Source organism: Lawsonibacter hominis, from assembly GCF_014287895.1.
Lineage (GTDB): Bacteria > Bacillota > Clostridia > Oscillospirales > Oscillospiraceae > Lawsonibacter_A > Lawsonibacter_A hominis.
Map to the genome: position 1 here is coordinate 1 of NZ_JACOPP010000047.1, position 13,300 is coordinate 13,300.

At 53.3% G+C, this 13,300-nt stretch carries 11 protein-coding genes; 2 read left to right on the plus strand and 9 right to left on the minus strand.

The annotated features are described in order from the left end of the window. Positions 1 to 265: 265 nt before the first annotated feature. From H8S57_RS16100 to H8S57_RS16135, 8 genes are read right to left on the minus strand one after another with little or no spacing between them, the layout of a single operon-like run. On the minus strand, positions 266 to 649 hold the full coding sequence (locus H8S57_RS16100) for a rhodanese-like domain-containing protein (protein ID WP_186908984.1): 384 nt from the start codon (positions 647 to 649) through the stop codon (positions 266 to 268). Then, complete coding sequence (locus H8S57_RS16105; RefSeq protein WP_186908985.1) at positions 646 to 1,179, minus strand: GDSL-type esterase/lipase family protein; 534 nt, start codon at positions 1,177 to 1,179, stop codon at positions 646 to 648. Before H8S57_RS16105 ends, H8S57_RS16100 begins: the two co-directional genes overlap by 4 nt. Before the next feature lie 27 nt (positions 1,180 to 1,206). Next, a complete protein-coding gene (locus H8S57_RS16110; protein WP_186908986.1) occupies positions 1,207 to 3,471 on the minus strand; it encodes a DEAD/DEAH box helicase in 2,265 nt (754 codons plus the stop codon). Positions 3,472 to 3,476: 5 nt separating this feature from the next. Then, entirely contained in the window at positions 3,477 to 3,827 is a 351-nt protein-coding gene (locus H8S57_RS16115; RefSeq protein WP_186908987.1) for a hypothetical protein, read from the minus strand. Next, complete coding sequence (locus H8S57_RS16120) at positions 3,828 to 4,145, minus strand: nucleoside triphosphate pyrophosphohydrolase (protein ID WP_186908988.1); 318 nt, start codon at positions 4,143 to 4,145, stop codon at positions 3,828 to 3,830. Positions 4,146 to 4,149: 4 nt separating this feature from the next. Next, on the minus strand, positions 4,150 to 6,147 hold the full coding sequence (locus H8S57_RS16125; RefSeq protein WP_186908989.1) for a phospholipase D family protein: 1,998 nt from the start codon (positions 6,145 to 6,147) through the stop codon (positions 4,150 to 4,152). 16 nt (positions 6,148 to 6,163) lie between these two features. Further along, entirely contained in the window at positions 6,164 to 6,544 is a 381-nt protein-coding gene (locus H8S57_RS16130) for a (deoxy)nucleoside triphosphate pyrophosphohydrolase (protein ID WP_186908990.1), read from the minus strand. Beyond that, positions 6,545 to 9,700: a DEAD/DEAH box helicase gene (locus H8S57_RS16135; RefSeq protein ID WP_186908991.1), complete on the minus strand. Its 3,156-nt coding sequence runs from the start codon at positions 9,698 to 9,700 to the stop codon at positions 6,545 to 6,547. Positions 9,701 to 9,927: 227 nt separating this feature from the next. On the opposite strand from H8S57_RS16135, the gene H8S57_RS16140 reads away from it, so the two are divergent. Together H8S57_RS16140 and H8S57_RS16145 are read left to right on the plus strand one after the other, a co-directional pair. Next, positions 9,928 to 10,602, plus strand: coding sequence for an alpha/beta hydrolase (locus tag H8S57_RS16140; RefSeq protein ID WP_186908992.1), 675 nt, complete (start codon positions 9,928 to 9,930; stop codon positions 10,600 to 10,602). Between the two features lie 57 nt (positions 10,603 to 10,659). Then, positions 10,660 to 11,352 (plus strand): hypothetical protein, encoded by a 693-nt coding sequence (locus H8S57_RS16145; protein WP_186908993.1) that lies wholly within the window; start codon positions 10,660 to 10,662, stop codon positions 11,350 to 11,352. 86 nt (positions 11,353 to 11,438) lie between these two features. On the opposite strand, the gene H8S57_RS16150 is transcribed toward H8S57_RS16145, so the two are convergent. Beyond that, entirely contained in the window at positions 11,439 to 13,028 is a 1,590-nt protein-coding gene (locus H8S57_RS16150; protein ID WP_186908994.1) for a DUF1998 domain-containing protein, read from the minus strand. Between the last annotated feature and the right edge of the window lie 272 nt (positions 13,029 to 13,300).

Below are 13,300 nucleotides of genomic sequence, written 5' to 3' on the forward strand. Positions count from 1 at the left end.
CGGACATGGTTTACAGACTCCTTTCAGAATGGTGTGTCGCAACTTCATTCTACCAGAGTTCTGCAAACCATGTCTCTTTTTATCCTCTTTTATATTTGCGCAACTTATTTTACCTTATCCGGGATCAAGAAGGGCACCAGAGCCTTCGGGAAAAATACGGCAGAAAATAAAAAGAGCCGGAGGGTACTTCAGTTGAAGTGCCCTCCGGCCGTATTCTTTGTATAGGTGATATAGATTTTGTACTGCTTATGGGCTTCCGTTGCCCTCACGGCTCCGTCTCATAGGGCCAGGTGTTGATGCCGCCGAATTCATAAATATTGGTGTACCCCAGGTCCGCCAGCGCGGCGGATGCGGTCTTGCTGCGGTTTCCGCTGCGGCAGTAGACCAGCACCGTGGAGTCCTTCTCCGGAATCACTTTGGCGGCAGTATCCTCGTCAATCATGCCTACCGGCAGCAGGACAGCACTGGGGATGTGACCACTGTCATATTCGTCTTGCTCCCGAACATCCAGGATGATGACCTCTTGGGTATCCATCATTTCTTTGGCCGCTTCCTGGGTGATCTGCTCGTAGGAGCTGTCCGAGGTGTTTCCACCGCATCCGGTCAACAGCAAAAGCAGAGAGGAAAGTAAAATTACAATTCGTTTCATTTGAGTTCCTCCAGAAGGCTGGCGGCAAAGGCTTTGTGGCCCTGCTCTGTAAAGTGTACGCCGTCATAGGCCAGGGAGACATCCCATTTTCCGGCGTCGGCAAAGCGGATGCCCAGCCGCTCCGCCAGGGTTTGGCAGAGCTGGGCAAAGGCATGGGAGTCCTCAATGAGCTGCGGACTGGGCACCCACGCTCCCAGAGTCACCGGCAGCGGTGCAATCAGCAGGATTTTGCTTCGATCCAGGGAAACGCCGGAGAGGAACCGCTCCAGCCGCTCGGCGGCCTGCTCCGGGCTCTGGCCCTGGAGCAGGTCGTTGGTCCCCAGCATAACGATCAGCAGATCCGTGTCGGCAGGCAGGGCGGGAACGACAGATGGGATTTCCCGGCCATTCTGCCCCATATTGCAGACAGTCCATCCAGTCTCCGTGGCCAGGATGTCCACCCATCGACTGTCCGCATCATAGCGCCCGCCGAAATAGCCCCGAGGGTCGTAGCCGTAGGTGTTGGAGTCGCCGAAGCAGATGACTTTCATCCCGCACTTTTCCTTTCTCTGTGGATATTACTTGAACCGCTGATAATAGTCTGCCAATTTCTCGTCGCAGATCCGCTCGATCTCCTGCTTCTCCTCCCGGGTCAGCTTCTTCCACACGGACTCGTCCACCTGGATCACACCCAAAGTCTTGGTGTGGTGGAGCATCTGCATGTCCTCGAACCGCTTGAAAGGGTTGGACAGGATATTCCGCTGGGCCTGAGCATCGGTATAGCCGCCCTTGGCGTAGATGCTGTTGGCCTTTTCCACCACCAGCCCAGCAGCCCGGCGGGCCTCGTAGAATTCCCGGAAGTAGGTGACGATGTCGCTGAGCCTCACCCGTCCCTTGTCATCGGCAAACAGAAGTACCGCCTTGAGTAGTACCGGCTTGTAGGAGTAGCTCATATCCATCTGATGTACCATATCCAGAAACAGATCCTTGCGGTTGGAGTCGTCGATGAGCGTCCAGCCGTACTGCTCCGCATATTTCTGGAGGGTCTCTTCTTTGAAATACTTGAAGGTCCGGTGCTCGCTCATGGGCACCACCAGGTCGGGCACCAGCAGGCCATCCCGGACATACCGCTCGATGGTCTCGGCCTGCACGTCCACCCGACGGACAAACTCCATCTGGGAGATCGTGCCGGCGGCCTCCTCCTGCCAGTTGAAGATGTCCACCAGTTCGTAGTCCAGGGCATCCACTGGCCAGTCGATGAGGGCATCCGGGCGTTCGCCCTTGTCATAAAGCCCCTGTTCGGCGGTTTTCTGCTGTTTTGTGCCCAGTACCAGGGCGCCGGGCTTGTACTCCTTTAGCCGGAACAGACGGTGCATGGAGTAGGGCATGTTGTACTGGCTGGCGTTGTCCACGAAATCAAACACCATCAGACTCTCCTTGCCGGGGGACAGCCGCATCCCCCGGCCCAGCTGCTGGGTATAGAGCACCTTGGACATGGTGGGCCGGGCCATGAACAGCACTTCCGTGGCCGGGCAATCCCAACCCTCATTGAGCAGATCGCAGGCGCACAGTACCTTGGTCTCGCCCTTTTCAAACCGGGCCAGCACCTCCCGGCGGTCGCTGGCCTTTACCTCACCGGACACGGCCTCGGCAGCCACACCGGCGTCGTGGAGCCGTCCGGCGATCTCCTGGGCGTGCTTGACGGAGGCGCAGAAGATGACCGTCCGCTTGTCCTTCACATATTGGAGCCAGGTGTCCACGATGAGCTGGTTGCGCTCCGGCACATAGATCTTGCTCTCCAGGTCCCGGATGTTGTACTGGACGCTGTTGAACCGCACCTTGGTCAGATCGATGTTGGTATGGATGCGGATGCACCGCACCGGCACCAGCTCGCCAATCTCCGCGGCGGTCTGGATGTCCAGCTTGTGGGCGGTATTTTTGAAGATGTCCAGGATGTTCTTGTCGTCGGCCCGCTCCGGCGTGGCGGTCAGGCCCAGGGTGAATTCCGGCGTAAAGTAGGATAGGACCTTCTGGTATGTATCCGCGGAGGCGTGGTGTGCCTCGTCCACGATGATATAGCCGAAGTCATCCGGCTTGAACCGCTCCAGATTCAATGCCACGCTCTGGATGCTGCCGCAGACCACGAAGGCGTTGCCCTGCTTCATGCTCTCCACATAGCGGCCCACCGTGGCCCGGGGCCACAGCTCCCGGAAGGTCTTGGTGGCCTGATCTACCAGTTCCACCGTGTGGGCCAGGAACAGGGTTCGCTTGCCGAAGCGCTTGGCGTCCATGACGGCGGTCACCGTCTTGCCGGTACCAGTGGCGTGGTAGAGCAGGGCGATGGTCTCAAAATTGCAGCGCATCTCCTCCAGCGCTGCCAGGGCCTGCTTTTGGTGCTCCTTCAGCTCCAGCTGGGAGCCGTCCAGGGACTTGCCCCGCTGGGTGGGGAGGTAGTCCTCGATCTCCTTGAAACTGGGGTGCTGGCCCAGGAATACCCGCAATTCGTCCTTGACAGTCTCCGGCTGCTGCTGCATCTGCCGCACCGCCCAGCGGTACACATCCCAGCCCAGGTAGATCATGCTGTTCTGCTTGAGCAGGTCGTCGTAAAACTTATTCTGGGAGATCAGCTTGGGGTTGTGGGAGGCCTCGTCGTCGACCTCTATGGCCACCTTCCGCCCACCGTTTTCAATCAGAAAGTCGGCAAACCGGCTGTTCTGGTAGATGTCGGAGAATGGGTACTGGGAGTAGAGATAGCCGGCCTTTTCGGCGCCGAAGGTGTCGGAGAACAGTTCGATGAACAGGTCCTCGGCGCTGCTGCCGGAGGCGGAGCGGTAGGTTGGCATGGAGGTCACCTCGGTTTCCTGTTAAAGTATGTATCTGCGATCTTCCCGAGATCCGCTAATCTGGACTCAATAGCTCCTCTGCTTCTTCCGTGTTCCTTGGCAATAGCAGAAGTTGTCATCCCTGAGTCAAACTCGTCCAGCAGCTTTTCTTCCTCAATATCTGTCCAAGGTTTTCCTGCATTTCGGGGCAGGCTTTTCTTTTTGGATATAGAAGGGACTGCATTCAAAACTTCATGAAAGGCCCGTATCATTTCAGGTTGATTGCACACATGGTTTTGCGGTAACAGCTCGCCGGTGAAAGGATCAATGCCATCAGCTAAAGCAGATAATAGCTCTTTTGCTCGTACAATATCCATTCAGCACTCCTCATTCACTTCCTTCAGCAGGATTTTCTTCTCAAATCCGCCCCGTTTGGCAGCCTTGTCCGCCCGCACCCGCTCCAATTCCTCCAAGGTCCAGCCCCGGGCCTTCACGACGGCCTGCATAACCTCCAGAAGGTCGGCCAGTTCCTCCAGGGATTTGCTCTCCTGATACTCCGCCAGCTCCTCGTTCAGCTTCTGGTCCAGGAGTGATATGTAGTCCTCGTCAGAAATCGTTTCGCAGATGCAGGTTTTCCCATGGGCTTCGATAATTTCTGGAATACGGTCACGCACTAACTTGTAATATTTTTCCATCCTCTCACCTCTTCCGGAAACGATTCAGCCAGGACTTTTTGAAAGGGATATCAAAGAAAGTCTTTGCTTCCCCCAAATTCATCACAACCCACTCTCTGGATTTATGGGCTTCCAGTGTTTCGGGAAGTTCTTTGAGAATGCGGTCTGCTTCCCATGTGGCTCCGGCATTATACCGGATCTCGTTATTTCGTTCAGAAATTTCGAAGGACGACCGGCTGGTATTCCAGGCATTGCGAATGGTTTTGATGGCATAACTGCCAGTCACTTTCTCGCTGAAATAGTCCTCCAATGTAAGGTGGCGTATATACTCTGGGCAGGCCATTTCCGAATATTCCTTAAAAATCTCCATTAATACACGAGAGGATTCTGCCAAAATGTCTGGTGCGCTCCCAGATTCGTCGCTTTTTATTTCTTCCAACAGATCTGACGTAATCGCCAGCATTCGGCGCAGATATTCTCGGTACAAGGCGGTTCCTACTTCACGTTGTACTGTACGCACAATGCTGCTGCGCATGACTTCCGTGTTGGTAAGACCTGCCTGCACCCGACAGATTACGGTACGGCGGATCACTTCCGGCGCAACGGCTTTTACATCCTCGTTTGCACTGATGACGACTGCCGGATAGTGCAGAAGATTATCCGCTACACCGAAGTCATCATTTTTTATGGTTTCAATGGCATGCTGGTTAAAACGGGTGTTGGTCAAATCATCTACAATAATTGGCGCGCCCTTTACAGTCCGTTTGAGCCCTTCGATGCTGGAGCGCGTAAACTCAGGAGCAGAGATTTTCGTCTTCTGACCAATCATCATTTTCAGTAGCGTTTCCAAAAAGCTGGTCTTACCTGCTTTGCTTTGCCCATATACCAGTCCAAACACAGGGTAAGGGAGTAGATTCTGGTTGTACCGCACAGCCATATCACGCATACAGGCCATGAAAGGCGAGCAGAAATACCAGTTGGCAAATTCGTAATATCGCCGTTGCAACCCCTTCACATCGCCGTGAAACTTCTCATATCCATCCATGTATTTGAAGAACAGCCCCACATCTTTTTCGATTTCTTCCTTCGGCGGAGACAAATCCAGGATAACATCATTGAGCTTTGCAATGCCTTCATCAGGAAACACCTCCAACTGAGGATATTCGCTCCGGAGTTCTCTCTCCTTTTCTTTGTTTGTCACCACTTGGCGGCGGACTGTCCTAATTTTTTTGGGCGAGAGCAACAGCTTTCCCTTTTTATCAGGTTTGGGCACAGAAGGCGCAAATTTGGAAGCAAGATTTTTAATATCCAGAACAAATCTCACTTCTTCACATGCATCTTCTGCCGGCTGCAAAACCAGTGCTTTTTTCACAAAAACTGTTCTGGCAATCGGTAGTTCTTCCAGATTTTCTCCATCGTCTGCACATAGCATGGATTCCTTTGCAATCTGATCGGTACTGTCCTCCCGTAGCTGACAGTAGCAGCTCCAATACCAATCGTAAGCCGGGTCTCCGTCAATATAGCAGATATTCTCTCGCTGCCTACCTCCAAATGCCGAAAAAGACATGTTGGCCGATCCCATAATGACCCGCTTTCGACCGTCTCTCGCCGAAAGCAGATAAATCTTTTCATGGGACAGGACATTACGGGCTACATAAAAGCGCAACGTTTTCTGCTCAATGCGAGAGGCCAGATTCAACTTCATTTTCCCGGCAGTCTCCCGCATTCGCTCAATGGTTTTATATTGATAGGCCATAACCTCTTGCAGGGAGTAAGAAAGCACTTCATCACAGCCAAAGATGACCTCTGCTTCCTCAAAAAAATCTAACAGGCGGTAAATAAAGCTGATTCCAGAAGAATATGTAATGGCGTGGAGCGTATCAAACCCGGAGAATAGCTCCTGCCAGGATAGGCTCTCCGTGCTGGAAAACTCCATTTTTACAACATCCAATGTGTTGGAGTGATGAAATCTCATCTGATCCTGTACCGGTTCAGATACATGGAATAAAGACAAATTTTCCATGCTGCACCTCTCTGCTTTATCTCTTCTTCAGCTGATTCAAAATCTCCTCATCCGCCGGGCAAAACGCATACTGATCGATCTCATCCACCGTAATCCAACGAATATCGTTGTGTTCCAGTTTCTGTGGGGTGCCTTCCCGGATGGTAGCATGGAACAGGGTCAGATGGACCGTCAGATCGGGGTATTCGTGGATTACATCCATGAACACTTTGCCTACATTCAGCGTGACAGCCACTTCCTCCTGGCACTCCCGGATCAGCGCCTGCTCCTTGGTTTCGCCTGGTTCCACCTTGCCGCCCACAAACTCCCACAGCAGCCCTCTGGCCTTGTGGGCCGGGCGCTGGCAGATCATAAACTTATCCTGATCCCAGATCAGGGCTGCAACCACTTCAGTCATTTATCCCACCACCAATTTATTTGTCTTCTTCAAAAACTTCGCCGGAATTGGCCGGTCCAGCTTCCAGGTGATATTCATGGGCCTGCTCCCGTCATGCTTCACATAGTTTGCCGTGCCCAGGAAGGTATAGGCTCCTGCACCTCCTGTGGCCCGGTCCGCTTTGAACTCCCGGACAAACAACAACACCTTACTTTCACGCTCTCGATGATGGATGTATCGCTGACCAGTGGGCGAATTCTCCGCTGTGGTGTTCTGGCTTTGCCAGTGGAACAGGTTTTCGTTGATGGAGTAATCCTGATACATGGTGGTGGGCGAGTAGTCCTTATCAGCCTTGTTCAGCGTCACAAAGAACACATCCACTTGCTTCTCCGGCAACCACTTCACACCCTCACGCACTGTGGCCGGCTTCAGGAAATCCAGTGCCACCAGCAGCTGATCCCTGGTATAGGTGCAGTGGAGGTCCAGCGGGCAGTCAAAGCCCAAATCCACCGGCTCATCAATGAAATCAATCTGCTCATACCGGTAGCGGAGCAGATCCAGAAACTCTCTCAACAGCACCGGGCTGTCCCAAAGGGCGTACAGGTTGTCCAGCACCTCATCGGAGGCCCAACTCTCGGCCGCCTTGCCCCAAACGGTCACATAGAACATCTGGAGCATCCGCTGCTCCAGCTCACCCAGCGCCGTAAAGTCCACATCGTCCAGCCGGGGCAGCTGGTCCAGCAAAAAATGAATCCAACGCCGGGAGTCCACAACGGCCAGCCGGCCAAGGGCCTTCGTGAGCATTTCCTCCAGCGGCTCGCTGAAATCCGCAATCACATCCGCCCGGGCGCAGAGGCGTGAGAAGGAGGAAAACTTGTAAAGTGCCCTGGGGTCCAGGTGGTAATAGTCCAGGAAGTTTGCCAGGGTCAGCTCCAGACCGCTGTCCTCCGCGAAGCTGGCCACCCGGGACACCAGCCCGGCGGTATTGCCGTAGGAGGCGCGAATGTTGTCCAAAATGTACTTGGCCGCCTTCTTCTCCAACTGGATATAGCAGCCCTTGGGCGCGGAGACAAAGCCGTCCTTGATCTCCCGGGTCACGCTGCGGGTGGTGTTGGACAACAGGGCGGCAAACTTGTCCTCGAAGTTATACCGCTTGTTGGCCTGGCCGATAAAGTCCAGCACGGTCAGGCATTCTTTATTCTCCGCAAGCCGCAGGCCACGCCCCAACTGCTGGAGGAAAATGGTCAAAGACTCAGTGGGCCGCAGGAACAGCACCGTGTTGACCTCCGGGATGTCTACGCCCTCGTTGTAGATGTCCACCACGAAGATGAAACGGACCTCGCCGCTTACCAGCCGCCCTTTGGCGGCTTTTCTCTCCTCATCGGAGGATTTTCCGGTCAGGAAAATAGAGGGAATGCCGTGACTATTGAAATAGCGGCACATAAACGCCGCGTGCTCGATGGACACACAGAAGCCCAGGCCCTTCACCTCGTCAATGTCGGTCACATACTTGAGAAGGGAGGACACCACCAAATCGGCCCGGCGGTTGGCCACGGCGCCGCTGAGGGTGTAGAGATTCGAGAGCTCATTTTTGTCGTAGCCGCCGGCGCTCCATTTCAGGGTGTTCAGATCCACTGTATCGGTGACGCCGAAATACTGAAAGGGACACAGCAGCTTGCGGTCAATGGCCTCCGGCAAGCGGATTTCCGCAGCGATCCGGTTGCTGAAGTAGGGCAGCACGCTCTTGCCGTCCATACGCTCCGGAGTGGCGGTCAGGCCCAAGAGGATTTGGGGCTGGTAGTAGGACAGCAGCTTCTGATAGGTAGGCGCCGCTGCGTGGTGGAACTCGTCCACCACGATGTAGTCGTAAAAATCCGGGGCAGTCTTGGCTGTGAAATCCTGCGAGTTGAAGGTCTGAATGGACAAAAACAGGTGGTCAATGCCCTCTGGCCGGTAGCTGCCCACAAACAGCTCCCCGAAATTGGCGTCCTTCAAAACCGCCCGGAAGGTGTACAGGCTCTGCCGCAGAATCTCCTCCCGGTGGGCCACAAAGAGCAGCCGGCATGCTTTCCCGGGATGTTGCTTGCAAAATCGCTTGTAGTCCAGGGCGGAGATCACCGTCTTGCCGGTGCCGGTGGCAGCCACCACCAGGTTGCGGGTGTAGCCCCGGACGGCGCGCTCCGCTTCCAGCTTGTCCAGGATCTCCTGCTGGTAAGAGTAGGGCGCAATATCCATGGTGTAGACTTCGGCGTTGTTTGCGTCGAAGTATTTTTCCGCTTTCAGCGCCCGGGCCAGCCGCTCCTTCTGATCCTCGGAGTAATACTCAAATTCGTTGGAATTCCAGTAGCTCTCGAAGGTGGCGGCAATCTTGTCAATGGTCTCCGGCAGATCCCGGCGGGTCACCTTCACGTTCCATTCCAAACCGCTGGAGATGGCGGCGTTGGATAGGTTGGAGGAGCCCACATAGGCGGTGGTGAAGCCGGTATTCCGGTAAAAGACATAGGTCTTGGCGTGGAGGCGGGTGCGCTTAGTGTCGTAGCTGACCTTGATTTTGGTGTTGGGCAGGGCCCGCAACTCCTCAATGGCTTTCACATCGGTGGCCCCCATGTAGGAGGTGGTGATGATTCGCAGCTTACCTCCGTTTTGGGTAAACTCCCGCAGCTCGTCCATCAAAAGCCGAAGGCCACTCCACTTGATAAAGGACACCAGCATGTCAATTCGGTCGGCGGAGACGATCTCCTTTTTGAGCTCCGTGTACATCTGGGGCTCATGAATGGCCCCGGTGAACAGGCTGCTCTGGGCGATGGAGGTCTCTGGTCGGCTCAGGTCGGCAGCCGTCTTGCCCACCGCCAGCCGGGGGTCCTGCTCCCGTAAAAGCGCAAGAAGCTGCTCCGCCCGCGCTTCAACGCTCAACGCGGCAAAGTCAGCTTCTTGGGTTGTGTTTTGGATGAGGTCTACAATCTGATTGGCGAGGCCGATCTGCGCAGAGATATCCCCGCCGTTGTCCAATACATTCTCCAAACCCCTTTGCACCACATCCGCCAGATACTGCGCCAACACCCTGGAGGCTTCTGCTTTGTCAATGGGCGCAACCGATTTACGGGCGTCGGGAATCTCCGAAAGCTCGCGGTTCAGGGCGGTATTGATGACTTGTTCGTAGAGGCCAGGAGGCAGCATTATATTTCACTCTTCCTATCTTCTCTTTGTGGATGTATATTGTACTTAGTATAACTGGAATTTCAAAATCCGACAAGGAGTTGTTGGCAAATATCAACAAAGCTATCCAGCTTTGATATATCCTGTTTCTTTTCATCGGAAAATTAGTTTAGCATTATATTTGTCCAATAAGCAGGACTATTCTGTATGACACCATCTGTCAAAATAGAAAGCGGATGATTCAAGCTATGTACACTTTATCAACAAAGGGCAAAACGATATCCATTTTCCCAAGTTTTGAAGTAAACGCACCTATTATCTACCTTAATACCTTCTCCAACGAGGGACAGAAGGTATACGAAGCCACGCAGACTGCCGGCTGTCCGCCGTTCACATTGGTGGCCATCAGTGATCTGGACTGGAACCACGATATGGTTCCCTGGGACAGTCCGCCTGCCTTCAGAAATGCTGATGCCTGCACTGGCGGCGCAGACGACTATCTGCGGCTTCTGACCGAGGAGATTATTGCAACGGCAGAGAAAAAGATTGCCGGCGTCCCTTGTTGGCGAGGAATCGCCGGGTACTCTCTGGCCGGGCTGTTTGCCCTGTACGCCATCTACCGGACGGATCTGTTTTCCCGGGTGGGCAGCATGTCCGGTTCCCTCTGGTTTCCCGGCATGAAGGAGTACATCTTCTCCCACGAGCCAAAGCGCCGGCCGGACTGCGTGTACTTCTCCCTGGGAGACAAGGAGAGCAAGACCCGGAACCCGATCCTGCGGAGCGTCCGGCAGAACACGGAGGAAATCCAGGCATTCTATCAGGACAAGGGGATCGACACAGTATTCCAACTGAACCCCGGCAACCACCACGACCATGCGGCGGAGCGCACCGCCGCCGGCATTGCCTGGATGCTGAGCCGATAGGTCTTGTCAAACAGGCGGCTCCTCGGTACAATGGCAGCAGGAAGGGAGGCGTCCTCTATGGCGGCCATTCGTTGCCCGCACTGCGGCAGTCCCGTAAAAATCCGGGGCAGCCGGCGGGAGTGCGGCTATTGCGGCGATTTCGGCAGCATTTCCTCGCTCCATCCCTCGGAAAAGGCCAAACTGATGCAGGCGGCCACGCCATCCGTTCAGGTCACCGTCACGGTGACGGATACCTCTGAGGAGGAACCGCCCCGCAGGTTTTCCCGGGCTGAGCCGGAGGACATGGTGCGCCGGTGGGACTTTGACGAAAATGAGTGGGCCTGCCGGGATCTGCTCATTGCTGCCTTCCCCCAGGCGGCCAGCCGCTGGTCTGAGGAGGAACTGGCGGAGATGCACACCATGGATCTCCTGGTGGAAACTGGCCGGCGTGATCCCCAGACCGCCCTTGAGATGGCGAAACTGCTGCTCAACACGGCGGAAGAACACCTCCAGAACGAGGAGGCGGCCAATCAACTGCTGGGCTGGGATCTGTATGACCTGCTGGCCAGCGACGATATGCTGCCGCTGCCGGTGGAGGAGCTGAAGTGGGATGACCGCCTGGCCCGCCAACTGTTCCAGAGCGCCTATGTGGACCGGCCTCAGGAGGCGATCCTGAACGCCTGCGGCCGTTTGGGAGAGAAGGAACTGCAGCGGAAGCTGCTGGAGCTCCTGGACTGCAACCCCTTCCCCCATGACACAATTGGATATTAACAAGAACAAGTATTTTCGTAACTTCCATCGCATTTTATGTTAGAGAAGCCGCAAATCAGCTAAACAGTGATTTGCGGCTTTCATACTTATAAATTGTCTAAAATGGTTTTCAACGCATAGGGCTTGGCATATTTCAGATTAGCATCACTCACAAAAATAGTATCTGTAGACATGGGTTTCGACCACATGGCTGGATATACGATTATCTTTTTCTTACTATACTTTCCCTCCGCAAAAATTGGCGCATGACTAACATCAATGTGTACGCCAGAAATCTGTAGTATCTGTTCCAAAGATTTCAAAAGATGCTGCTGCTCTCCCTGTGGGACCGCAGATACTCTTGCTCTTGTTTCTCCCCAGTTCAACAAATCAAGTGCAGCCTTACGATCCAGAACGCTGTGGATATATTGATTTCGATAGTGCTTTAGGCACCTGTGGCACGCACTGTCGCAGGTACAGCCTTCAAGAAGTTCTTGAGTTTTGGTAAGTAACTGGCGAATGGAGGATTCAATGCTAACGGCATAGCCGGCACCACTGGAGAGGCTGTCATATAAGTAGATATCAACGAAATCTCCTTTACGATTTTGCCTAACACGATAACCAGTCACAAGTTCTGTAAATTCAATGTCCAATTCCTGACACGCAGCCAAACGCAAACCTTCTGCAAGAGACTGTCCCGCACGATTAAGCCAAGAATTTCTGGTGGGATTAATATCAATCTGCTTTCGATCTAAAGCAAATTCCAGAACAAGCATATCTGTAACAAAGTCGTATCCGAGATTCACATTGATTGTATCACTATGTTTGCAACGCGTTTTAATGAATTTGGATCTATACGGGCGTAAAACATCCTTAAGGACAGCGGGGTCATCTCCGGGCATTGCAGCACCGCAGTCGCAGCAGATTGTGAATCCCTTACCACTAACACCATTGTTAAGCATGATGATTCGCTGATTGGGACGAACCGCCATTCGGATGTTGGCACATCCATTAACCGCCGTAACATCATCTGCATCGGGTAGTGTGGAATATAGAGGTTGCTGAGTTGCTGAGTATTCTTCATTCAATTGTGCTGTTTCAATGGATGTGGCATTTCGTGGTGCGAATCCCCATGGGCGTAGCATTGGCAACATATTTGTCAATGCGCTATTGCCACAGAAAGGACAAGTATCAGGGTTATCCTCTTCTAAGCCAAACCAACCACACTGACTGCAGGTGCGAATGCTTTTCCAGTAGCTTGCATCCTGAATAAATGCTTTGGCTGGAGATGCAGCAGTCTTTTCGCTTCGCTCTCCTCCAGGATAATACAAGCCACCGATCTGGTAGGTCGTCTTATCAACAACAATCGCTCTGCCAGGCGCATATTCACCAATGGCAACATCTAATCCGCGCTCAACCTGATACTTTACTCTCCCACTTATATCGGAAATGTATGTGCTAACAACATTTTTTGGGAAAGAATAGGTGGGGATAACGCCCTCTTCATAAAGCGCATCCAAAAGCGATTTTTTCCCAGAATCACTACTGTCGTCTGTTTCAAACAATTCGGGATGATCATCTCGTTTTTGCTTCAGCGCTGACAGAGATTTTTCAAGTTCACCTTTGTAGCTGTCCAATGCACCTTTGGATCCAACGGGTACAAGAATATCATCCTTGCTGATTTCAAAGATTGCCAAAAAGCTGCTGAAAGGTTGTAGGTGTTCATCCAGAAATTCAATGGCAGGAATAGCGGTCAATCCTCTCGTTGGCTTCAGAGAAAGTCGGATAAGGTAAGATAAGGGACCTGTTGACAAAGTAGTGCCAGAAGCCTCTATGTGGTATAATAACCGTAAGACCTGCTAAGTTTTGTCAAGGGGGGAAAATCAAAATACTGAAAAGAGAAAAATGGCGCGCCTAATCAGGCCGCTGCGCATCTCAAAATGAAACGGCGGCCAACCAGAGCGATATG